The 22,073-nt window shown below is 73.8% G+C and carries 19 protein-coding genes; 5 read left to right on the forward strand and 14 right to left on the reverse strand.

All coding sequences use genetic code 11. The annotated features are described in order from the left end of the window. Nucleotides 1-987 (reverse strand): pirin family protein, encoded by a 987-nt coding sequence (locus AB0I42_RS15655; protein WP_357537877.1) that lies wholly within the window; start codon nt 985-987, stop codon nt 1-3. Between the two features lie 84 nt (nt 988-1,071). Next, nucleotides 1,072-1,536 carry a MarR family transcriptional regulator gene (locus AB0I42_RS15660; RefSeq protein ID WP_357537879.1) on the reverse strand — a complete coding sequence of 155 codons (465 nt, stop codon included), beginning with the start codon at nt 1,534-1,536 and terminating at the stop codon, nt 1,072-1,074. A gap of 214 nt (nt 1,537-1,750) precedes the next feature. Between AB0I42_RS15660 and AB0I42_RS15665 the strand changes: the two genes are divergently transcribed. After that, nucleotides 1,751-2,776 carry an aldo/keto reductase gene (locus AB0I42_RS15665; protein WP_357537881.1) on the forward strand — a complete coding sequence of 342 codons (1,026 nt, stop codon included), beginning with the start codon at nt 1,751-1,753 and terminating at the stop codon, nt 2,774-2,776. Further along, complete coding sequence (locus AB0I42_RS15670) at nt 2,776-3,372, forward strand: DUF1684 domain-containing protein (protein WP_357537883.1); 597 nt, start codon at nt 2,776-2,778, stop codon at nt 3,370-3,372. Before AB0I42_RS15665 ends, AB0I42_RS15670 begins: the two co-directional genes overlap by 1 nt. A 48-nt stretch (nt 3,373-3,420) precedes the next feature. On the opposite strand, the gene AB0I42_RS15675 is transcribed toward AB0I42_RS15670, so the two are convergent. Both AB0I42_RS15675 and AB0I42_RS15680 read right to left on the reverse strand, forming a co-directional pair. Then, on the reverse strand, nt 3,421-3,951 hold the full coding sequence (locus tag AB0I42_RS15675; RefSeq protein ID WP_357538143.1) for a general stress protein: 531 nt from the start codon (nt 3,949-3,951) through the stop codon (nt 3,421-3,423). A gap of 96 nt (nt 3,952-4,047) precedes the next feature. Then, a complete protein-coding gene (locus AB0I42_RS15680) occupies nt 4,048-5,337 on the reverse strand; it encodes a phosphotransferase (protein ID WP_357537885.1) in 1,290 nt (429 codons plus the stop codon). A 352-nt stretch (nt 5,338-5,689) separates the two neighbouring features. On the opposite strand from AB0I42_RS15680, the gene AB0I42_RS15685 reads away from it, so the two are divergent. Next, complete coding sequence (locus AB0I42_RS15685; RefSeq protein WP_357538144.1) at nt 5,690-6,457, forward strand: SigB/SigF/SigG family RNA polymerase sigma factor; 768 nt, start codon at nt 5,690-5,692, stop codon at nt 6,455-6,457. Nucleotides 6,458-6,537: 80 nt separating this feature from the next. On the opposite strand, the gene AB0I42_RS15690 is transcribed toward AB0I42_RS15685, so the two are convergent. From AB0I42_RS15690 to AB0I42_RS15705, 4 genes are all read right to left on the reverse strand, one after another. Further along, a complete protein-coding gene (locus tag AB0I42_RS15690) occupies nt 6,538-7,668 on the reverse strand; it encodes a histidine kinase (protein ID WP_357538146.1) in 1,131 nt (376 codons plus the stop codon). Between the two features lie 200 nt (nt 7,669-7,868). Further along, nucleotides 7,869-8,423, reverse strand: a complete 555-nt coding sequence (locus tag AB0I42_RS15695) for a GNAT family N-acetyltransferase (RefSeq protein WP_357538148.1) — start codon at nt 8,421-8,423, stop codon at nt 7,869-7,871. A gap of 44 nt (nt 8,424-8,467) precedes the next feature. After that, nucleotides 8,468-10,066: an APC family permease gene (locus tag AB0I42_RS15700; RefSeq protein WP_357537887.1), complete on the reverse strand. Its 1,599-nt coding sequence runs from the start codon at nt 10,064-10,066 to the stop codon at nt 8,468-8,470. A gap of 50 nt (nt 10,067-10,116) precedes the next feature. Then, nucleotides 10,117-10,743, reverse strand: coding sequence for a GPP34 family phosphoprotein (locus tag AB0I42_RS15705; protein WP_357537889.1), 627 nt, complete (start codon nt 10,741-10,743; stop codon nt 10,117-10,119). 169 nt (nt 10,744-10,912) lie between these two features. Between AB0I42_RS15705 and hrpB the strand changes: the two genes are divergently transcribed. Next, nucleotides 10,913-13,429, forward strand: coding sequence for an ATP-dependent helicase HrpB (hrpB, locus tag AB0I42_RS15710; protein ID WP_357537891.1), 2,517 nt, complete (start codon nt 10,913-10,915; stop codon nt 13,427-13,429). Nucleotides 13,430-13,457: 28 nt separating this feature from the next. Here the strand turns inward: hrpB and AB0I42_RS15715 are convergent, their stop codons facing one another. Continuing rightward, nucleotides 13,458-14,180 (reverse strand): protein phosphatase 2C domain-containing protein, encoded by a 723-nt coding sequence (locus AB0I42_RS15715; protein ID WP_357537893.1) that lies wholly within the window; start codon nt 14,178-14,180, stop codon nt 13,458-13,460. Between the two features lie 270 nt (nt 14,181-14,450). On the opposite strand from AB0I42_RS15715, the gene AB0I42_RS15720 reads away from it, so the two are divergent. Next, complete coding sequence (locus AB0I42_RS15720; RefSeq protein WP_357537894.1) at nt 14,451-17,126, forward strand: glycoside hydrolase family 9 protein; 2,676 nt, start codon at nt 14,451-14,453, stop codon at nt 17,124-17,126. Between the two features lie 826 nt (nt 17,127-17,952). Here AB0I42_RS15720 and yidD read toward each other — a convergent pair. From yidD to AB0I42_RS15745, 5 genes are all read right to left on the reverse strand, one after another. Beyond that, nucleotides 17,953-18,180 (reverse strand): membrane protein insertion efficiency factor YidD, encoded by a 228-nt coding sequence (yidD, locus tag AB0I42_RS15725; RefSeq protein ID WP_357537896.1) that lies wholly within the window; start codon nt 18,178-18,180, stop codon nt 17,953-17,955. Between the two features lie 317 nt (nt 18,181-18,497). Then, nucleotides 18,498-18,755, reverse strand: a complete 258-nt coding sequence (locus AB0I42_RS15730) for a UBP-type zinc finger domain-containing protein (RefSeq protein WP_357537898.1) — start codon at nt 18,753-18,755, stop codon at nt 18,498-18,500. Continuing rightward, the gene (locus AB0I42_RS15735) at nt 18,755-20,326 is read right to left on the reverse strand and encodes a Na+/H+ antiporter (protein WP_357537900.1); all 1,572 of its coding nucleotides are present in this window, start codon (nt 20,324-20,326) and stop codon (nt 18,755-18,757) included. The genes AB0I42_RS15730 and AB0I42_RS15735 overlap by 1 nt, the downstream gene beginning before the upstream one ends. Nucleotides 20,327-20,380: 54 nt before the next feature. Beyond that, nucleotides 20,381-21,796: an NADP-dependent succinic semialdehyde dehydrogenase gene (locus AB0I42_RS15740; protein WP_357537902.1), complete on the reverse strand. Its 1,416-nt coding sequence runs from the start codon at nt 21,794-21,796 to the stop codon at nt 20,381-20,383. A gap of 10 nt (nt 21,797-21,806) precedes the next feature. After that, the gene (locus tag AB0I42_RS15745; protein ID WP_357537904.1) at nt 21,807-22,073 is read right to left on the reverse strand and encodes a DUF6343 family protein; all 267 of its coding nucleotides are present in this window, start codon (nt 22,071-22,073) and stop codon (nt 21,807-21,809) included.

The following is a 22,073-nucleotide window of genomic DNA, read 5'->3' on the forward strand; positions in this document are numbered from 1 at the left end:
TCAGGGCCGGTCCTGGCCGCCGGAGTGCGGCACCCGGGCGGCGGGGATGACGCCGAGCTTGCCAGCCTGGTAGTCCTCGAACGCCTGCACCAGCTCGGCCCGGGTGTTCATCACGAACGGGCCATAGTGGGCCACCGGCTCACCGATCGGCTTGCCGCCCATGATGTAGAGGTCCAGCACCGGCGTGTGCGAGTCCTGCGCCCGGTCGGCGGTGAAGGTCAGCACGTCGCCGGGCCCGTACACCGCCAACTGACCGGTGTGCACCGGCCGCCGGTCGGTGCCGACCGTGCCCTTGCCGCCCAGCACGTAGACCAGCGCGTTGAAGTCCGGCCGCCACGGCAGGTCGACCCGCGCCCCCGGCTGCACCGTCACGTGCGTGATGGTGATGTCGGTGTGGGTCGTACCGGGTCCCCGGTGGCCGTCGACCTCGCCGGCGATGACCCGCAGCAGCGCGCCACCGTCCGGTGTGGTCAGCAGCGCCGACTCACGGCCCCGGATGTCCTGGTAGCGGGGCGGGTTCATCTTGGCCACCCGGGGCAGGTTGACCCACAACTGCAGGCCGTGGAAGAGCCCGCCGCTGACGACCAGGTGCTCTGGCGGGGCCTCGATGTGCAGCAGTCCCGAGCCGGCGGTCATCCACTGGGTGTCGCCGTCGGTGATGGTGCCACCGCCGCCGTTGGAGTCCTGGTGGTCGAAGATCCCGTCGATGATGTACGTGACGGTCTCGAAGCCGCGGTGCGGGTGCCACGGGGTGCCCTTCGGCTCGCCCGGCGCGTAGTCCACCTCGCCCATCTGGTCGAGGTGGATGAAGGGGTCGAGTTCCGGCATGGGCACGCCCGCGAACGCCCGACGGACCGGGAAGCCCTCGCCCTCGAAACCGCTCGGTGCGGTGACGATCCGGCGGACCGGCCGGAAGGCGGTGGCGGCGTCGTCGAGGCGGGGCAGGCGGGGCAGGACGAGGACGTCGTCCACGGTGATCGCTGGCATGGCTTCCTTCTTTCGGGTGGTGGAGCCGGTGGCGCGGGTGGCGCCCCGGGCTCCGGGTTCGCGGTCCGCTCGGGCGGGTCGCGGTCAGTCGCTGGTGCGGGCCGCGGTCAGCCGGTCGCCGAGCCGGGTGAAGACGCGGGTGAGGCAGGCCATCTCGGCCTCGTCGAGGTCGTCCATCAGGTGCCGGCGCACCGAGGCGAGGTGGTGCGGTGCCGCCTCGCGCAGGGCGAGCAGGCCGGTGGCGGTGAGCACCGCCTGGCTGCCGCGCCGGTCCTCGGGACAGCTCTCCCGCACGACCAGGCCGCGCCGCTCCATCGTGGAGACGTGGTACGTCAGCCGGCTCGGCGAGAAGACCAGCCGGTTGGCCAGTTCGCCCATCCGTAACCGCTGCCGGGGCGCCTCGGAGAGCAGCACCAGCACGTGGTAGTCGGGCAGGCTCAGTTCGCTGTCGGCCCGCAGGTCCTCCTCGAGCTGGGTGATCAGGCGCTGGCTCGATTCGATGAAGGCCCGCCAGCAGGCCATCTGCGTGTTGTCCAGACTCTCGACCACGCTCCGAGAATAGCACTCCTTCAAATCTGAACAACCCACCCGACGAAGAGCTTCGTCACAGCGTCAGCAGGGAATTCCAAACCTGAACAGAATGTTCGTCGGGCGTTGCGTCTTTGGAGCCCCTCCGCCACGACACCGCGCCGACGGAAGCTGGTCGGGACAAAATGCTGTGGGCGGACAGATTGGCGCCCACAACCCAACCGAGAGGCGAGGTATGCGTTACCGCACCCTGGGCACGACCGGCACGGTCGTGTCCACCTACTGCCTGGGCACCATGACCTTCGGCGCGGAGACCGACGACGACGAGGCGTTCGCGCAACTCGACCTGTTCGTCGAGCGGGGCGGCACGTTCATCGACACCGCCGACGTCTACTCCGCCGGGATGTCCGAGCAGATCGTCGGGCGGTGGTTCGCCGAGCGCCCCGGAATCCGCGACCGGGTCGTACTGGCCACCAAGGGCCGCTTCCCGATGGGGCCCGGCGCCAACGACGCCGGCCTGTCCCGCACCCACCTCACCCGGGCGCTGGAGGCCAGCCTGCGCCGACTGGAGGTCGAGACCATCGACCTCTACCAGGCACACGCCTGGGACCCGCTGACCCCGATCGAGGAGACGCTGCGGTTCTTCGACGACGCGGTCCGCGCCGGCAAGATCCGCTACGTCGGCGTCAGCAACTTCACCGGCTGGCAGCTCCAGAAGGCCGCCCTGATCGGCCGCCACCTCAACCTCTCGCCGGTGGTGACGTTGCAGCCGCAGTACAACCTGCTCGCCCGCGACGTCGAGTTCGAACTCGTACCGGTCTGCGAGCAGGAGGGCATCGGCATCCTGCCCTGGTCACCGCTCGGCGGCGGCTGGCTGACCGGCAAGTACAGCCGGGACAGCCGGCCGGCCGGTGCCACCCGGCTGGGCGAGAACCCGCAACGCGGCATGGAGGCGTACGACCCGCGCAACCGCGACGAGCGCACCTGGCGGGTGGTCGACACCGTACGCGACATCGCCGCCGAACGTGGCGTCTCGATGGCCGCCGTCGCGCTGGCCTGGCTGGTCGACCGGCCGGCGGTGACCTCGGTCATCCTCGGCGCGCGTACCCTCGCCCAACTGGAGGACAACCTGACCGCCACCGGGCTGACCCTGGACGCGAAGGAACGCGAGCGGCTCGACGAGGCGAGTGCCCCGGTGGTGGCCGACTACCCGTACGGCGCACCCGGGCGGGAGCAGCGCGACCGGCGGGTGCCGGGCTGATGGACGACCTCGACCTGCTGGACTGGCGCGAGCAGGTGGCCCGGATCTACCTCGGCGGGCTCGACCTCGCCGGCTTCCGGGCCGCCCGGGACGCGTTGTTCGCCGGCCACCCGCAGTCCCCGATCCCGCTCGACCGGCGGGCCGACTTCACCGGGCTGGACTACTTCCCGCCCAACCCGGACGCGGTCGTCGACGTGCCGCTGCGCCCCGCCTCCGGCACCGAGACCATCGACACCGGCGGCCCGGACGGTGTCGTGCGATACCGCCGGGTCGGCATCGCGGAGACCCCGTGGGGCCCGCTGACCCTGTGGTGGATCGAGGCGTACGGCGGCGGTCTGTTCGTGCCGCTGCGCGACGGCACGAGCGGACGGGAGACGTACGGCGGGGGCCGCTACCTGACCGACACCGTCAAGGGCACGTACGGCCGCGGCCTGGTCGTCCTACCCGGCAGCCGGGTACGCCTCGACGTCAACTACGCCTACAACCCGAGCTGCGCGTACGACGACCGGTGGGCCTGCCCGCTGGCCCCGCCGGAGAACCGTCTGGCGGCCCCGATCCCGGCCGGCGAGAAGACGTACCGGCCGGTAACCGCATGATCGACGCGGCCGGCCGGGGCGCTCCCCGGCCGGCCGCGCCATCCGGGCTCAGCGCACCTTCGCCGGCTGCTGTTGCTGGTTCCCCTGGTTCGCCGGCTGGTTCTCGGCCTGCCAGTTCATCCGGGCCAGCACCTGCCGGCCCTGCTCGGCCTGGTCGGCGTCGACCACGACGGTGTAGCGGCCGGCCCGCAGCGAACTCGCCGAGGTGAAGTCGCGGCGGCCGCCGGTCATCGCATGGGCGATGGCACCGAAGATGGCACCCCAGACCGCACCGATGACGACGGCGGTGACGATCACCGCCAACCACGCGGTCGTGGCGAAGATGCCGAACAGCAGGCCGATGAACAGACCGAACCAGGCACCCGTGGCCGCGCCGGCCAGCGCCGCACGACCGGTGGTCATCCGGCCCAGCACCGTCTCGACCAGCGTCAGGTCGGTGCCGACGATCGCCGTGCCCTGGACCGGGAACTTGTTGTCGGACAGGAAGTCGACGGCCCGCTGCGCCGACGCGTAGTCGGGGTAGGCCGCGAGCATGACCGTGGGACGGCCGAGGTCGGTCCCGCCGTGAGCGCCCGGCATGGCCGGTTGCTCGCCGGCCGGACCGGCGGGCAGGTTGTCGCCGCCCGGCCACATGGTGGTGGGCATAGTAGCTCTGCTCATCTCTCGCCTCCTTCGTCAACCGATCGGGTTCCCGCCACCTTTTCGAGGTAACGCGGCCGCCCGGGCGAGATGGTGCGGCACGTCGCCGGCGTGGAACGGGTGTTCGGCGGATTCGATCCGGGCCAGGAAGTCCGCGTAGACGGCCGCCATCCGCAGTTCCGCGACCGGCCGCAGCAGGTCCAGGGCGCGCTCCGGGTCGCAGCCGGGCACGCTCGCCCGCCAGCGGGCCGCCCAGGAACGGGTCAGCGCGGCGGCGACCGCGGGCTCGGTCCCTTCGATGAGCCGCAGGACGTCGAAGGCGGGGTGACCGACCAGGGCGTCCCCCCAGTCGATGACGACCCGCCCGGCCCCACCGGCCCCACCCGCATCGCCGGCCCCACCTGCCCCACCGGCACCGCCGGTCCCGGTGCCGCGGACGTTGCCCGGGTGCAGGTCACCGTGCACGAGCGTGTCCGGGACGCCGCAGTCGGCCACCCGGGCCAGCCGCTCGTCCAGGCCGTCGAGCAGGCCCGCCACCGGTGCCAGGTCGGCGCCGTACGCGGTCAGCACCCGGCGTACGTACGCCGCCAGGGCCGCGCCCCGCCGGTCGGGTACGCCGGCCGCGACCAGCACCGCCACGTCGGCGGCCGCCCGGGTCTGGATCTCGTGGTGGTCGGCGCCGATCGCCTCGCGTTCGGCCGGGCCGGCGCCGTACCGGTCCTCGCCGGGCACATGGTCGAGCAGGATCCGGCCGGTGCCGTCGGCGCCGAGCAGCACCGGGGCGAGCCGTGGCACCGCCCGGCCCAGCCAGCGCAGCACCGCCGCCTCGTGCGCGAGGAAGCCCGGCACCTGCTTGACCCAGACCGGATCGCCGGCCGGGTCCGCACCGGCGGCGTCTGGGCCGGCCGGGTCGAGGCGCCAGATCGCCGACAGGTTCCACGCCCGCCGCTGCACCGGCCGGTACGCCCTGCGGCCGAGTTGCTCCAGCCGGTCCATGGCCCAGCGCAGCGTACGGTCGGGACCGCCCGGGTCGGCCCAGGGCGCCCGCCGGGGGTCCGGGGACAGATCGGTGGCGGCCGGGACCGGCAGCAGCCCGTCCGGGGCGGTGTCGACCTGGGCCAGGTAGGTCACCGTGCCGCCGGGTGGCGCCGGCCGATCGGCGGTGAGCAGCCGCAGGACGGTCACCTCGACGTGATGCCGGGCGCGGGCGGCGGCCACCACGTCGGCGACGTCCTGCCACCACGGGTCGGGTGCGTCGAACGGGGCGAGGGCACCGAGCGGCGCGCCGGTCGGATCGACCAGGATCAGGTTCACGGTACGGGGCACGGGCCGCGACGCTAACCGCCGCGGCGGTGGCCGGCCATCGGTTTTGCCGGCCCCCACCGGGTGAGCGGGGTCACCCGGCCGGGCGATCGGGCCGGGCGGAACCCGGCCTCGGAGCGCGTCGGGCGCCTACATCGAAGGATTTCTTCGCGCCAAATGCCAGGCCTGCCCATTGACATCCCTTTTATCCATCGTCCGTTCGGCTAGATTTCCGGGATACCTTCGGGCTAGGGTTAGACCACTGAACGGCCGAACATGCACCTGAACGACTGACATATCCCGCGGACGGGGTGCAGGGAGGATCACCATGACCGCGACGATCGAGCAGACCGGGACCGCTACCAGGTCCGTGGAAATGCCCGAAGTCAAGCCCGCCGACAGCGCGGCCGAACTGCTGGACGCGATGGCGGCGTTGCCCGCCGACCATCCGTCCCGGCCGGCGCTGCGGGACCGGGCGATCGAGGCCTGGCTGCCGCTGGCCCAGCATCTCGCCCACCGCTACAGCGGCCGGGGCGAGCCGACCGACGACCTGATGCAGACCGCGGCGGTCGGCCTCATCAAGGCGGTCGACAAGTTCGACCCGAGCCGTGGCGTCGACTTCGCCGGTTACGCCATCCCGACCATCATCGGCGAGCTCAAGCGCCACTTCCGGGACCGCACCTGGGACATCCGGGTGCCCCGCCGCCTGCAGGAACTGCGGCTGAGCATCTCCGAGGCGAACAGCACCCTGCTGCAGAGCCTGGGCCGCTCGCCGACGGTCGCCGACATCGCCGCCCATCTCAAGCTCACCGAGGAAGAGGTGCTGGAGGGCCTGGAGGGCGCCCGCGCCTACAACGCGGTGTCGCTGTCGACCCCGACCGGCGACGGCGAGCGGGCCACCGAACTCGGCGACATGCTCGGCGGCGAGGACGGCGAGTTCGAGCTGGCCGAACTGCGGGTCGCGCTCGGGCCGGCACTGTCCACGCTCGACGAGCGTGAGCAGAAGATCCTGACCCTGCGCTTCTACGGCAACCTCACGCAGTCGCAGATCGCCGAGCAGATCGGGGTCTCCCAGATGCACGTCTCGCGGCTGCTCGCCCGCGCCCTGGTGAAGCTGCGCGGCCAGCTCAGCGACACCTACTGACCTTGTTGGTCGGCAAGCGGCGGCCGGATCCTGTGGTGGGGGTCCGGCCGCCGCGCCGTGTCCGTTTCACCACCCGGGCATCAGCCCGGCCAGGGAAGCCGGGCCGCCAGCTGGAAGACGAGTTCGCCGTCCGGGGTACGGCGGACGCCGTGCTCGAGCCACCCGCCGCCCAGGCCGACCCGCTCGGACAGACCGGCCAGACCGACCCGGGCTCCCGGCACCACCGGCCCGCCGACGGGCACCAACCGGTTGCACATCCGTACGCGCAGTTCGCCGTCCGGAGCACGGTCCAGCCGTATCCGCACCTCGCTGCCGGGCGCGTGCTTGCGGGCGTTGGTCAGCCCCTCCTGCAGCACCCGGTACGCGGTACGGCTCGCCGCCGCCGGCGGGGCCACGTCCGGCAGCAGGTTCTCGACCTCGACCACGGTGCCGGCGGCCCGGACGTCGGCGACGAGCCGGTCGAGGTCGGCGAGGCCCGGCTGCGGACGCAGCCCGTCGGCGCTGTCGGGCGCGGCCCGCAGCACCCCGAGGATCTCGCGGAGGTCCTCCAGCGCCTCGTGCGCGCCGACCCGGATCGTCCGGGCCGCCCGGGCGATCTCCTCCGCTGACAGGTCCGACCGCACCTCCAGCGCACCGGCGTGCAGGCTGACCAGGGAGATCCGGTGGGCGAGCACGTCGTGCATCTCGCGGGCGATGCGCTCGCGCTCGAGCACGCGTACCCGGTCGAGGTGCAGCCGGGCCTCGGCCTCGGCCCGCTCCCGCACCACGGCGTCCTTCTCCCGCTGGGCCCGTACGACCGTGCCGACCGCCACCGCGATCGACAGCAGCGCGACGTGGAGGACGTTGGCACCGAGAATCCCCAGGTCCGGGTCCGGCCGGTGGAGCGAGTACGGGACGAAGGCGACCACGTGCAGCCCGGCGACGGCGAGGCTGACCGGCCACCGCCGGTTCGCGGTGACGGTGTAGACCGCGATCAGGACCGCGGCGCCGACGAACTCGGTGATCGGCATGATCGCCGCCAGCAGCAGCGCGACCCCGACCGGCCAGCGGCGCCGCCACCACAGGGCGAGACAGCCGACCCCGGAGAGGACCAGCGCGAAGAAGAGCGTGCCGCCGGTCACGGTGCCCAGGATCTCGGCCGTACCCGCCGCCTCCATGGCGACCAGCGCGGCCACCCCGATCGCGGCGAGGTCGACGACCGCCTCGCGCAACGACCGGCGGTGCCGGCGGCGCCCGGCGGGAGCCCGCGGCCCCTCCCCCGGCACGCCGGTCACGACCGTGCCGTCGCCCGTTTCCTCCACAGGCACGACGGTATGCCGGCCGCGCTGCCCGGAACAGTCGCCGAAAGTAGATCGGCCCGGCTCCGCACGCGGCGGGACCGGGCCGATGCCGACGGGAACGCCGCCGGTGGCTAGCGGGCCGGCGGTGGCTGCGGGCGCCGCCACATCGGCCAGAACGGGGTGCCGTCGGGCACCCGGAACGGCTCGCCGACCGCGTAGCCGTGCCGCCGGTAGAGGTCGCGGCTGCGGGCGCTGCTCGCCTCCAGGTAGGCGGGCATGCCCTTGGCGTCGAGCCGGGCGTGGTGGTGGCGCAGCAGCGCCGACCCGCTGCCGGTGCCCTGCCGGGCCGGTGCCACGGCGAGGAACGCCAGGTGGTGGTGTGCCTCGTGCGGGTGGTTGGCGTCGAACAGGTCGTCGAGGTGCAGGAACCGGTCGGTCCACTCCCCGCAGACCCGCTCCACCCGGACCTCGTAGTCGACCGGGGGTGGTGGCGGCTCGCCGTCGCGCGGGAACCACACCGCGACCGCCGACCGGTCGCCGGTGACGTACACCAGGCCGAAGGTCAGGGCGTACTCGACCAGGATCTCGAAGTTGCCGGCGAGCACCGCCCGGCGGGTGGCACGGTCGGGCACCAGCCAGCCGGAGACCGGTAGCGGCGCGAACGCCTCGGCGATCAGGGCGGCGATGGCGGGCGCCTCGTCGGCCGCGGGCCGTTCGGGGGCGGGGCCGCTCACCGCGTCGTCCCGGTGCTCGCCCGATCGTCGGTGCCCGCCCGTTCGTCGGCGCTCGGGGGTCCGTCGGCCGGGGTGGTCCGGTCGCCCGGCGGCGCCCCGCCGGCGCCGGCCCGCTGGAGCGGCAGCAGCGCGGTGGCGCGTTCGGCGCCGAGCCCGATGGTGGCGTACACGTCCGGCCGCCGGCCGCGCAGCACCAGGCCCCAGGCAGTGCCGACCAGGGCCGCGACCAGGTAGGCCGACGGGAAGATCCAGCGCAGCGGCGAGTCGGCGGCGACACCGAGCAGGTCGGCGAAGTTGGCCAGCGCGGTGAGCGCGATGACGGCCAGCGCGACGGCGGCCAGGCCGGGCGCGAAGACCCGCCGCCACAGCGGCTCGCCGGACGGCTGCCGGACGAAGAACACCACCACCGACACCGAGGTCGCGGTGATCAGCAGCAGCAGGCCGAACCCGCCGACCGTGCCGCCCCAGAAGAAGAGCTGGACCAGCGGGTCCCATCCGGCGACGGCGTACGTGAGGATGACGGCCAGCCCGAGCGCGGTCTGGGCCACCGAGCCGCCGCGCGGGGCGCCGGTACGCGGGGACGTCTGCCCGAAGACGGCCGGCAGGACCCGTTCGCGGCCGAGCGCGAAGGCGTACCGGGCGGTGGTGTTGTGGAACGAGATCATGGCGGCGAGCAGCGAGGTGAGGAACAGCGCGTGTCCGATATGGACGATGGGCTCGCCGAGCCGGGCCCCGGCCAGGTTGAAGATGACCTCGGTGCCCTCGGCCCGGGAGACCTCGACGATGCGGCCGGGACCGGTCGCGACGGTCATCGCCCACGCCGACAGCGCGTAGAGGCCGCCGATGATCGCCACCGACAGGTACGTGGCGACCGGCACGGTCCGTCCGGGGTCCTTGCTCTCCTCGCTGAAGACGACCGCGGACTCGAAGCCGCTGAAGCCGGTGGTGGCCAGCACCAGGATCGCCCCGACGCCGGGGACGAGGAGGTTGCCGGGCGCGAGGGTGTCGAAGGTGAGCTGCCCGCCGGCCGGCCGGAGCAGGTTCGCGGCATCGAAGACGAGGATGATCGCGATCTCGGAGAGCAGCAGTACGGCGAGCACCATCCCGTTGACGTCGACCCGCAGCACGCCGAGCGCGCCGACGACGGCCCACGCGACGAGGGCGACGACCCACCACTCGGTCCGCAGTCCGAACCACTGGTCGATGACGGGTGCGGCGGCGGCACCGATGGCGCCGTACAGGCCGACCTGCAACGCGTTGTAGGCGATCAGGGCGACCCAGGCGGCGCCCACGCCGAAGGGCCGGCCGAGCCCACGGGCGATGTAGGCGTAGAAGGCGCCGGCGTTGGCGACCCGGCGGGCCATCGCGACGTAGCCGACCGAGAACAGGCCGAGGAGTACGGCGATGACAAGGAAGGCGAGCGGGATGCCGGTGACGCCGGTGACGGCGTACCCGGTGGTGACCAGGCCGGCGACCACGGTCAGCGGGGCGGCGGCGGACAGCACGAAGAAGATCACGGAGGGGATGCCCAGCCGGTTGCGGGCGAGGGCGGACGAGACGTTGCTCGGGCGGCTCCGGGTTGTGCTCAGGGTCATTGGACTGCTCCGTTTACGGGGGAGGACTGCGGATGTCCATTGCGGCGGATCTATTGGCGGTGGCTGAGCACCGCCGCTCCGACGGCCGCCTCGGTGTGCGCGACGAGTTCGCGCAGCGGCGGGGTCAGGTCGGTGAGCAACCGGTCGACGAGGCGCTGCGCCTCGGACCGGCCGTGCCAGAGCACCTCACGGGTGAGGTTGGTGGCGCCGACCAGGCCGAGCAGCGCCAGGTCCGCCTGGTCGGCCGCCTCGCCGCGGTCGACCAGGGCCCGCAGCCGGGTCGCCGGCCACGCCGCGGCGTTGATGTCGACCGGCAGGTAGGCGGTCGTGGTACGCAGCAGCCGCCGGAACTCGTGGCGGCGTACGACGCCGGAGCGGGCGAGCCGCTCACCGACCGAGCCGGCCGCGCCGTGCCGCAGGAAGTCGATCCAGAGCCGGATCTGCCGGTGCTGTGCCTCGCCGGCCAACTGGTCGAGCACCGTGTGGGCGAGGGCGTCGGGCGGCGGGCGCCGGTCGACGATGGTCAGCTCGCCCGACTCCACTGTGATCCGTCCAAAGAGGAGCAGTTCGCCGAGGAGCGCGGCGGCCAGCCCGATCCCCGTGGCACCGGGGTTGAAGCGGGGTTTTCCGGTGGCGTCGTCGTGGGCGATGAGGAAGAACTCATCGGCGAGTAGCACAGTTCTCCTCTCGATACGGTATGTCACGACCGGACGCCGCCAAGAAGGATGCATCCCATGTGGACAGATGTGCAAGCCCGGTAACCAGCTGGTTACATTCGGGCCGGACTGACCTGGGGGTGCCCATAGCGTGGGAAGTGGCCGTATCGGCATCCGGGACAATGAACGGATGCTGAGCGCCCGGATGCCCGATCTGCCGGTCCGCGCGGTGCTGCCGGCCGTGACCGGGGCACTGCAGCGGGCCGGCAGCGCCGTGCTGGTCGCCCCGCCCGGCACCGGCAAGACGACCCTCGTGCCGCTGGCCCTGGCCGGCGCCGGCCGGGTCGTGGTCGCCGAACCGCGCCGGGTCGCCGCCCGCGCCGCCGCCCGCCGGATGGCCGACCTGCTCGGCGAACAGGTCGGCGACACCGTCGGCTACACCGTGCGCGGCGAGCGGCGGGTCGGCCCGCGCACCCGGGTCGAGGTGGTCACCACCGGCGTCCTGGTACGCCGGCTGCAACGCGACCCCGAACTGCCCGGCACCGACGTCGTGCTGCTCGACGAGTGCCACGAGCGGCACCTGGACACCGACCTGGCGCTCGCGTTCACCGTCGACGTACGCGCCACGCTGCGGCCCGACCTGCGGCTGCTGGCGACCAGCGCGACCGCCGACGCCCGGCGGCTGTCCGCCGTACTCGGCCCGGACCGGCCGGCCCCCGTGGTGGTGGCGGAGTCGGCGCTCTTCCCGGTCGACGTGGTCTGGGCACCGCCCGGCCCGGTCGACCCGCCGCACGGGCTGCGGGTCGACCCGCGCCTGCTCGACCACGTGGCCGCCACCGTCCGGGTGGCGCTGCGCGACGACACCGGGGACGTGCTCGTCTTCCTGCCCGGCGCCGGCGAGATCGCGGCGGTCGCCGGCCGGCTCGGCGACCTGCGTGGCGACGTCGACGTGATCGCCCTGCACGGCCGGCAGTCCGGCCGCGAGCAGGACGCCGCGCTGCGGGCCGCCGCCCGCCGCCGGGTGATCCTGGCGACCGCCGTGTCCGAGAGCAGCCTGACCGTTCCCGGGGTCCGGGTCGTCGTCGACGCCGGGCTGGCCCGGGTGCCGCGTACCGACCACGCGCGGGGGCTCGGGGCGCTGGTGACCGTACCGGCGTCGCGGGCGGCGGCGACCCAGCGTGCCGGCCGGGCCGGTCGGGAGGCGCCCGGCCGGGTCTACCGCTGCTGGCCGGCGGCCACGCACGAGCGGCTGCCCGCGCACGCCGAGCCGGAGGTCGCGGTCGCCGACCTCACCGGGTTCGCGCTGCAACTCGCCTGCTGGGGCGCCCCGGACGGGACCGGGCTGGCCCTGCCCGACCCACCGCCGGAGGGCGCGCTGCGGGTCGCCACGGCCACCCTGGCCGCGCTCGGGGCGGTCGACGCCGACGGCCGGGTCACGCCGCGCGGGCGCTCGATCGCCGCCACCGGTACGCATCCACGGCTGGCCCGGGCACTGCTCGACGGGGCCGGCACGATCGGCGCGCGGCGGGCCGCCGAGGTCGTCGCGCTGCTGTCCGACGAGGGTCCGGCCGGCTCCGGCGACGACCTGGTGACCGCCTGGCGGCGGCTGCGTACCGGCGCCGACCAGGCGGCGACGGCCCGGTGGCGCACCGAGGTACGCCGGTTGACCACCGCACTCGGGTCCGGCACACCGGACCCCGACCACCCGGCCCCCGACACCCCGGTCACCGACGATCTTGCCGCCGGGCTGCTGGTCGGGCTCGCGTACCCGGAGCGGCTGGCCCGGCTGCGGCCGGGCGCCACCACGACGTACCTGATGGCCGGCGGCACCGCCGCGGACCTGCCGCCCGGGTCGGGCCTGGCCGGGACGCCGTGGCTGGCGATCGCGGTGGCCGACCGCTCCCCCGGGCGCGGCGGCGCCCGGATCCGGCTGGCCGCCGCCATCGACGAGGCGACCGCCCGGGAGGCCGGCGCGGCCCAACTGAGCCGGGAGCGGGAGGTCGGCTGGGTGGACGGCGACGTGGTGGCCCGCGACGTGGAGCGGCTCGGCGCGATCGTGCTCGCCGACCGGCCGATCGCCCGGCCGGACCCGGCGGCGGTCGGCGCGGCGCTGCGCGGCGGGCTGGAGCGCGCGGGGCTGACGCTGCTGACCTGGACACCGGCCGCGCGGGCGCTGCGCGAACGGCTGGCGTTCTGCCGGCTGGCACTGGGCGAGCCCTGGCCGGCGGTCGACGACGCGGCGCTGCTCGACCGGGTCGACGCCTGGCTGGGCCCGGAACTGGCCGGCGCGGTCCGGCGGGCCGACCTGGCCCGGATCGACGTGGCCGCGGCGCTGCGCCGGCTGGTGCCCTGGCCGCAGGCGGCCCGACTGGACGAGGTCGCGCCGGAGCGGCTGGCGGTGCCGAGCGGGTCACGGGTCCGGGTCGACTACACCGATCCGGCCGCCCCGGTGCTCGCGGTCAAGCTCCAGGAGACGTTCGGCTGGGCCGACGCGCCCCGGCTGGCCGACGGCCGGGTTGCGGTGCTGCTGCACCTGTTGTCGCCGGCCGGCCGCCCGGTCGCGGTGACCCGCGACCTGGCGTCGTTCTGGCGCACCGGCTACCGGCAGGTGCGGGCCGAGTTGCGCGGCCGCTATCCGCGCCACCCGTGGCCGGAGGATCCGACCACGGCCGAGCCGACCGGGCGGACCCGCCCGCGCCGGGGCTGACCGGCGGTCCGTCCCCGGGGTCGCGGGGTCATTCGACGATGTCGGCGACGACCACGGTGATGTTGTCCGGGCCGCCGGCGCGCAGCGCCAGGTCGACGAGGCGGCGGGCGCACTCCTCCGGGTCCGGATAGCCGTTCAGGGTCTCCGCGAGGGTGCCCTCACGGACGACGTTGGACAGTCCGTCGCTGCACAGCAGCCACCGGTCGCCGGCCCGGGGGGCGCTGACGGTGTAGGCGGGGACGACCGGATCACCCTGGAGGGCCTGGGTGACCACGGCCCGGCGCGGGTGGTTCATCGCCTCCTCCGGGGTGATCACGCCCTCGTCGACGAGCATCTGGACGAACGTGTCGTCCCTGGTCACCTGCTCCAGCACCCCGCCGCGCAGCAGGTAGGCGCGCGAGTCACCGACGTGCGCGAGGGCCAGGCCGGTGCCGGTCGCCGACATCAGCAGCGCGGTGAGGGTGGTGCCCATCCCCTCGCGCCCCGGGTCCTCGACCACCGCGGCCCGGATCCGTTCGCCGGCCAACTCGACCGCCCCGCGCAACGCGTCGACGAGCCCGTCGTCGGGGGTGGGCACGTCCAGCGGCGTGACGGCGGCGATGGCGATCTCGCTGGCGAGGTCACCGGCCGCCATCCCGCCCATCCCGTCGGCGACGGTGACGAGGAACGGGCCGGCGTGGACGGAGTCCTGGTTTGCGCTCCGGATCAGTCCACGGTCGCTCACCGCCGCAGAACGCAGCTTCAGGGTCATGGCAGGCAGCCTGCCAGTAGGAGGGCCACCATGTCTCTAGTGAATCACCGTGCGTCTTGTCGATCGAGGACATCTCACATATGAAATCGGATAAAACACCCGGCTCCCCTCTCGGTCGGCGCACATCCAGTAACGTCGATTGACAGGTCGGAAATGCGCTGGCAACATCGGACGGGGACTGGGAGCGCTCCCAGCTCTTGCCGCCCGCGGCCGCCGGTCGGGCCCGTCGGTGGCCGTCGCGGGCACCACCCCGCCACCGGAAGGACCGCCGTGCCCCGCACCCGAAACCGTCCCCGAAGCCGCCCCCGGCGCACCGCCACGACCCTCGCCGGCACCGCCACCGCCGTCGCGCTCGTCCTCATCGTGGCCGCCGCCCCGGCCGGCGCCAACCCCACCGCCCCGCACCCCGCCGGTCCGCCCGGCACCGCCCAGGAGGAGCCGCCGGAGCAGATCGAGAACGGCGACTTCAGCAACGGCACCGCCGGCTGGTTCACGTACGGGACCACGTCGAGCGGGATCGTCGACGGGCGGCTGTGCGCCGACGCCCCCGGCGGACTGGTCAACCCGTGGGACGGCGGGATCGGGCAGAACGACGTACCGCTGATCGCCGGGGAGACGTACGCGCTGTCCTTCGAGGCGTCGGCCGACCCCGGCGCGACGGTACGGACGACCGTGCAACTCGGCGGCGAGCCGTACACGTCGTTCCTGGTCCGTGACGTGGCGCTGACCGCGCAGCCGCAGCGGTTCGAATACACCTTCACCGTCACCGAGGACACCGAACGCGGCCAGGTCGCCTTCCAGATCGGCGCCAACCCGCACGACTACACGGTCTGCCTCGACAACGTGTCGCTGCGCGGCGGCGAGGAGGAGCCGCCGTACGAGCCGGACACCGGCCCCCGCGTGCGGGTGAACCAGGTCGGCTACCTGCCCGGCGGCCCGAAGCACGCGACCCTGGTCACCGCCGCCGAGGCCCTGCCGTGGACGCTGGCCGACGCCGCCGGAACCGTGGTCGCGCAGGGCACCACCACCCCGCGCGGCGTCGACCAGGCGTCGGCGCAGAACGTGCACACCATCACGTTCACCGGCCACACCGCGCCCGGCACCGGCTACCGGCTGACCGCCGACGGCGAGACCAGCCATCCGTTCGACATCACCGGCGACCTCTACGACCAACTGCGCTCCGACGCGCTGCAGTTCTTCTACGTCCAACGCAGCGGGATCGAGATCGACGGCGACCTGGTCGGTGCCGAGTACGCCCGACCGGCCGGACACCTCGGTGTCGCCCCGAACCGCGGCGACGTCGACGTGCCGTGCCAGCCCGGCGTCTGCGACTACCGGCTCGACGTACGCGGTGGCTGGTACGACGCCGGCGACCACGGCAAGTACGTCGTCAACGGCGGCCTGGCCACCTACCAGCTGCTGAGCGCCTTCGAGCGGACCAAGACGGCGGCCAGCGCCGGCGGTGGTGCCGCGCTCGGCGACGCCACGCTGCGGGTGCCCGAGCGCGGCAACGGCGTACCGGACATCCTCGACGAGGCCCGCTGGGAGCTGGAGTTCCTGCTGCGCATGCAGGTGCCGGCCGGCAAGCCGCTGGCCGGGATGGCCCACCACAAGATCCACGACCGGAACTGGACCGGGATGCCGCTGGCCCCCGAGGACGACCCCGAACTGCGCGAGCTGCACCCGCCGTCGACCGCGGCGACGCTCAACCTCGCCGCCACCGCCGCCCACGCCGGCCGGCTCTACGCCCCGTACGACGCGGCGTTCGCGGCCCGCGCGCTGACCGCGGCGAAGACGGCGTACGCGGCCGCCAAGGCCAACCCCACCCGGTACGCCGACCCCAACGACGGCAACGGCGGCGGCGCCTACAGCGACGGCGACGTCAGCGACGAGTTCTACTGGGCGGCGGCCCAGCTCTACCTGACCACCGGCGAGGCCGGCTACCTCGCCGACCTGACCGCGTCGCCGCACCACACCGGCGACGTGTTCGACGCCAACGGCTTCAGCTGGCCCTCGACCGCCGCGCTCGGCCGGCTCGACCTGGCCACCGTCCCCAGTGGACTCCCCAGCGCCGAGCGGGACCGGATCCGGGCCTCCGTGGTCGCCGCCGCCGACGCCCACCGCGCCACCCAGGCCGGCCAGGCGTACGGGCTGCCGCTGCCCGGCGCGGCCGGCAGCTACTTCTGGGGCGGCAACGGCAACATCCTCAACAACGGGGTCGTGCTGGCCACCGCGTACGACCTCACCGGCGACGTCGGATACCGCGACGCGGCCGTCCAGACGATCGACTACATCCTGGGCCGCAACGCGCTCAACCAGTCGTACGTCACCGGCTGGGGCGAGAAGGCGTCCCGCAACCAGCACAGCCGGATCTTCGGCAACCAGCTCGACCCGGCCTCACCGAACCCGCCGGACGGATCGATCGCCGGCGGCGCCAACGCCAGCCTCGACGACCCGTTCGCGGCACAGCTGCTCGCCGGCTGCGCGCCGATGTTCTGCTACGTCGACGACATCGCCTCGTACGCCACCAACGAGGTCGCCATCAACTGGAACTCGGCGCTGGCCTGGATGGCGTCGTTTCTGGCCGACCAGGGCGCGGCGGAGCAGCCGGCGCCGAGCACGTGCCGGGTCAGCTACGTCAACTACGGCATCTGGCACGGTGGGGGCGGCTTCACCGCGCAGGTCACCATCACCAACACCGGTACGGCGCCGGTCGACGGCTGGACCGTCGGCTTCGCCTTCAGCGGCGCGCAGAAGGTCCGGGAGGCGTGGATGGCCGGGGTGACCCAGCAGGGTGCCACGGTCACCGCCCGCAACGAGACCTACAACCGTCGCATCCCGGCGGGCGGGACGGTGACCTTCGGCTTCAACGCCACCACCAATCCGACCCTGGCCACCCCCTCCCCCACCCTCTTCACCCTCAACGCCACCCCCTGCACCACCTGACCCACCAAACCCCGCCCGCGTCCCCGCCCCGCCCCGCACGCCCGCACGGCCCCACACGCGCCCGCGCCCGCGCCGCGTTGACCAAGGACTAGTTGCCAGGGATCGTGTCCGGCTTAACCCGAAAGATCCCCTTGATCAACGCGGCGGGCGGGCTACGCGGGGGCGGGCTGCTGCGTAGGGGCGGGGAGACGCTCCTGTGGTGCGTCAACCGGCCACCGCCCCCACGTCCTTCGTGACGTGGGGGTGCGTGGTGATCGTTAGTTGTTCCGCCGTTGTAGGTACGGCGTGTCGAGCTGCTGGGCAACTGATGATCACGGGTGCCTGGCGGTTTGCCGGGGAAGAACTCTGGTGTTGTGGTTCACAGCGAATTCGGCGTACGCACAGCGAATTCGCTGTGGGGCGTGACAGTGGTATTCGGCCTCCGGGTGGTCGGGTGGACCGGGCCGGCACGGCGGCCGAGAGCCGGGGCGGGACGCTCCTGTGGTGCGCCAGGCGGCTGGGGTGCGGATGTGGCGGGCGAGGTCGCGTAGCAAGGTCAGGGCGGTGCTGGCTTCGACCGCGGCACGGCGGGCGGTGCCTTCCACGGCCCAGGCCCGCGGCCCTGAGCGCTGCCCGGCCCGGCGAGCAGTTCACCACTGTGCCGAAACACGCCAGCCGCTGACTGACGGTCAAGCTCCTGACCAGGCCAAACGCCACCCGCCAGGCCGGCGCAGGGGGTAGCGGACGGACAAGTCGAGCCCAAGGCACGAAGCCGGTCAGAGCAAGGGTCACGCCTGCTACCACCCGCATCAGCTCACCACTGATGAACCGGCCCCGCCGCTCACAGTCAGCCGTGAGCCGGCGGGACCGGGTCGGGGGTGCCGTACGGCACGTCGGGGCGGCACCGGCGGACCCTGGCCGCCGCCAGCTCGCCGCCCACGGCCAGGCCGAAGCGGTCGACCGCCGCCAGCCCGTACGCGCTGCACGTCGGGGTGAACCGGCAGCGGGTCGGCAGCCGGTGCGACAGCCACCGCCGGTAGCCGCGGATCGCGGCGAGGCCGGCCCGGTCGACCATCCCGGACCGGAAAGCCGGTGACGTCCGCGCCGTGGTGGATGGGCCTGGCCGCACTGCCGCGGACGTACCCGGTCGGGCCGGGACGGGCGGGCGACGGCGGGCCCGGGTCGGCCGGACCCGGGCGGCGGCCCCGGCGGTGGCCGAGCCGAGCAGGAGCAGGCCGGAGAAGAGGCCGAAATTGCAGGACGGGAAGTCGCAGCTACATACGTCGCAGCCGTCGAGCCAGTCGCGCTTCCTGCGCCGCCGCCGGTTGTCGCGGCGTCGTACATGCATCATCGCGTCATGATGCGCCAGCGGCACAAGGGGGCGGCGGGCGGCTACCCCAGCATCTGGTCGGTGTAGCACCAGCGCCACGACTGGTCCGGCTCGAACGAGCGGATCACCGGGTGGCCGGACTCCTGGAAGTGCGCGGTCGCGTGCCGGTACGGCGACGAGTCGCAGCAGCCGACGTGCCCGCAGGTCAGGCAGAGCCGCAGGTGCACCCAGTCGGTGTTGCCGTCGCGCAGGCAGTCCTGGCAGCCCTGCGTGGTCTGCGGCCGCGGTGCGCCGGCCTCGGCCAGGTGGGCGCAGGTCATCACGGGGTCCTCTCGCGCAGCAGGGATTCCTCGAGGTCGAGGTCGCGCAGGGTGCGGACCAGGACCTCCTCGGGAATCCGCCCCTCGTCGCGGGCGGTCCGGAAGACGTCCCGTTCGGCGGCGATCATCTCCTGCCGCAGTCGCCGGTACGCCGCCGACGGGGTCTCCCGGTCGCCGCCGCCGATGCGTTCCCAGGCGGTGTTGGTGCGCTCGTCGACCAGCCCGCGCAGCCGGTCGACGACGCCCGCCGGGGCGCCGTCGGCGCAGGCGTCGAGGCGTTCCCGGGCGGCCTGGCCGGCATGGTTCTGCACCTCGGCCTCGACCAGCGCGTCCTGGGTCGGGTCGTCGGGTTCGAGGCGGAGCCGGCGGGCGACGACCGGCAGGCTCGCCCCCTGGAGCACGACGGTCACCACGATGACGGTGAACGCGATCCAGATGAACAGCCCGCGCGGGTACGGCGCACCGCCGGCCAGGCTCATCGGCAGGGCGAGGGCGGCGGCCAGGGTGACCACGCCGCGCATGCCGGCCCACCCGATCAGGGTCGGCACCTTCGCGGGCGGCCGGGGGTCGCGGCGGCGGATCCGGGGCACCAGCCGGGCCACGTAGGTGGCCGGGTAGACCCAGACGAACCGGATGGCCAGCACGGCGGCCAGCACCGCCCCGGTGACCACGGTGGCGGTCACCGGTGCCGTGTCGATGTCCCGGACGATCTCCCGCAACTGGAGCCCGACGAGCAGGAAGACCAGGCCCTCGAGCAGGAAGTTGACCAGCCGCCAGAAGGCGTGCATCTGGAGCCGGGAGGCGGCCGAGAGCAGGACCGGCAGTTTGTGGCCGAGGGCCAGCCCGGCGACGACGACGGCGACGATGCCGGAGGCGTGCAACAGTTCGGCGATCAGCGCCACGCCCAGCGGGGTGAGCAGGGACAGCGCGTTGTCCAGCAGCGGATCCTTGATCGCCCGGTGGACGCGGCCGATGAGAACGGCGGCGACCGCCCCGATCAGTACCCCGCCACCGGCGTCGCGGGCGACCTCGACGGCGATCTCGCCGACGGTGACGGCGGTGCCGGCCATCGCGGCGATCGAGACCCGTAGCAGCACCAGCGCGGAGGCGTCGTTGATCAGGCTCTCGCCCTCCAGGATCGTGACGATCCGTCGGGGCAGGCCGATCCGGCGGGCGACCGCGGTCGCGGCGACGGCGTCGGGCGGCGCGACGACCGCGCCGAGCGCCACGCAGGCCGCGAACGGTACGTCGGGCAGCAGGGCGTGCAGCACGAACCCGACGGTGAACGCGGTGACGATGACCAGGCCGATGGCGAGCAGCAGGATCGGGCGCAGGTTGTAGCGGAACGCCGGCACCGAGGTCTCCAGCGCGGCGACGTAGAGCAGCGGCGGCAGGATGCCGATGAGGACGAGTTCGGGGTCGAGCCGTACGTCGGGAAAGCCGGGCACGAACGACAGGGCCAGCCCGACGACGACGAGCAGGATCGGTGCGAGCACGCCGAGCCGGCGGGCCAGTGCCGCGCCCAGCACCGCGGTGCCGAGCAGCACGACGGCGTCGACGAGCACGTGCATGGGTGGAGCGTATTGCCCGAAACGCCCCGGTGGAGGCGAGTCGGCCGGGCCACCTCACTCGCTGTGTGCGCCCGCGCCGGCTCCGGCCGACTTCCCCTCGCCGACCCACACCGTCTTGACGTTGCAGAACTCGCGGATGCCGTGCGCGGACAGTTCGCGGCCGTACCCGGAGTTCTTGACGCCGCCGAACGGCAACTGCGGGTACGAGGTGGTCATGCCGTTGACGAAGACGCTGCCGGCGTCGAGGTCCTCGGCGAACCGCTCCTGCTCGCCGGCGTCGGTCGTCCACGCGTTGGCGCCCAGCCCGTAGCTGGTGCCGTTGGCCAGTTCGACGGCCTCGTCGTACGACGTCACCCGGAACAGGCCGGCGACCGGCCCGAAGACCTCCTCGGCCCACATCCGCATCGGCGGGCGCAGGTCGGCGACGACGGTCGGCGGATACCACCAGCCGCCGCCCTCGCCACGCTGGCCGCCGCACAGCACCCGGGCGCCCTTGGCGACCGCGTCGGCGACCTGCTCCTCCACGCTGTCGCGGCCCCGGTCGGTGGCGAGCGGCCCGACGTCGGTGTCGTCGGCCATCGGGTCGCCGACCTTCAGCGCCGACATCCGGGCGACGAACTCGTCGCAGAACGCGTCGTAGACGTCGGCGTGCACGATGAACCGCTTGGCGGCGATGCACGACTGGCCGTTGTTCTGGCAGCGGGCGGTGGTCGCCACCTGCGCCGCCAGCGCGATGTCGGCCGACGGCATGACCACGAACGGGTCGCTGCCGCCGAGTTCGAGCACGGTCTTCTTGATCTGCCGGCCGGCGGCGGCGGCGATGGCCCGGCCGGCCGGCTCGCTGCCGGTCAGCGTCGCGGCGCGGACCCTCGGGTCGCCCAGGATCGGCTCGACGGCGTCCGAGCCGACCAGCAGGGCCTGGAACGCGCCGGCCGGGAAGCCGGCCCGGCGGAAGAGTTCGTCGAGGAACAGCGCGGTCTGCGGCACGTTCGAGGCGTGTTTGAGCAGGCCGACGTTGCCGGCCATCAGCGCCGGGGCGGCGAACCGCATGACCTGCCAGAGCGGGAAGTTCCACGGCATGACGGCCAGTACCGGCCCGATGGGCCGGTAGCGGGCGTACGCCTTGACCGCCCCGACCTGGGCGGCGTCGGCCGGCTCGTCGGCGAGGTACGCCTCGGCGTGCGCGGCGTAGAAGCGGGCCGCGTCGGCGCACTTGGTGACCTCGGCCTTCGCGGCGGCCAGGGTCTTGCCCATCTCGGTCGTCATCAGCCGGGCGACCTGGTCACGCTCGGCGTCCAGCAGGTCGGCGGCGGCGGTCAGCCACCGCGCCCGCTGCCCGAAGGACGTACGACGCAGGGTGTCGAACGCGGCGGCGGCCCGGCCGATGGCGGCGTCGACCTGCTCGGACGTCATCGGGTCGAAGGTCTTCAGCACCTGTCCGGTGGCCGGATTGGTCGTGGCGATCGACACGTCGTGCTCCTCACTCGAACAGCGAGTAGTTGCCCCCGGGATCCTCGCGGCGGCGGGCGCGGCGGCGGCGCTGCACGACGACCAGGTCGATCGCCGCGACCGCGGCCAGCAAGGCCAGCACCACGGCCAGCCACGGCACGTCCGAACGGGCGGCCAGAAGGGCCAGGACGGCGCTCATCGCCAGACCGAAACCGGCCAGCAGCAGTCGCAGGTTCAGCGCCGTGTACGGCCGGTCGTGGGTGCCCCGACGCCCCCGGGGCTGGGCTTTCGTGGCCAT

It is taken from the genome of Polymorphospora sp. NPDC050346, assembly GCF_040655695.1.
Lineage (GTDB): Bacteria > Actinomycetota > Actinomycetes > Mycobacteriales > Micromonosporaceae > Polymorphospora > Polymorphospora lycopeni.

What these genes read in the sequence shown, in the direction of transcription:
- AB0I42_RS15655 (WP_357537877.1), bottom strand. Translation starts at nt 987, where the DNA reads ATGCCAGCGATCACCGTGGACGACGTCCTCGTCCTGCCCCGCCTGCCC.
- AB0I42_RS15665 (WP_357537881.1), top strand. Translation starts at nt 1,751, where the DNA reads ATGCGTTACCGCACCCTGGGCACGACCGGCACGGTCGTGTCCACCTAC.
- AB0I42_RS15670 (WP_357537883.1), top strand. Translation starts at nt 2,776, where the DNA reads ATGGACGACCTCGACCTGCTGGACTGGCGCGAGCAGGTGGCCCGGATC.
- AB0I42_RS15675 (WP_357538143.1), bottom strand. Translation starts at nt 3,951, where the DNA reads ATGCCGGGCGCTCACGGCGGGACCGACCTCGGCCGTCCCACGGTCATG.
- AB0I42_RS15685 (WP_357538144.1), top strand. Translation starts at nt 5,690, where the DNA reads ATGCCCGAAGTCAAGCCCGCCGACAGCGCGGCCGAACTGCTGGACGCG.
- AB0I42_RS15700 (WP_357537887.1), bottom strand. Translation starts at nt 10,066, where the DNA reads ATGACCCTGAGCACAACCCGGAGCCGCCCGAGCAACGTCTCGTCCGCC.
- hrpB (WP_357537891.1), top strand. Translation starts at nt 10,913, where the DNA reads ATGCTGAGCGCCCGGATGCCCGATCTGCCGGTCCGCGCGGTGCTGCCG.
- AB0I42_RS15715 (WP_357537893.1), bottom strand. Translation starts at nt 14,180, where the DNA reads ATGACCCTGAAGCTGCGTTCTGCGGCGGTGAGCGACCGTGGACTGATC.
- yidD (WP_357537896.1), bottom strand. Translation starts at nt 18,180, where the DNA reads ATGGTCGACCGGGCCGGCCTCGCCGCGATCCGCGGCTACCGGCGGTGG.
- AB0I42_RS15730 (WP_357537898.1), bottom strand. Translation starts at nt 18,755, where the DNA reads ATGACCTGCGCCCACCTGGCCGAGGCCGGCGCACCGCGGCCGCAGACC.
- AB0I42_RS15735 (WP_357537900.1), bottom strand. Translation starts at nt 20,326, where the DNA reads ATGCACGTGCTCGTCGACGCCGTCGTGCTGCTCGGCACCGCGGTGCTG.
- AB0I42_RS15745 (WP_357537904.1), bottom strand. Translation starts at nt 22,073, where the DNA reads ATGGCCACGAAAGCCCAGCCCCGGGGGCGTCGGGGCACCCACGACCGG.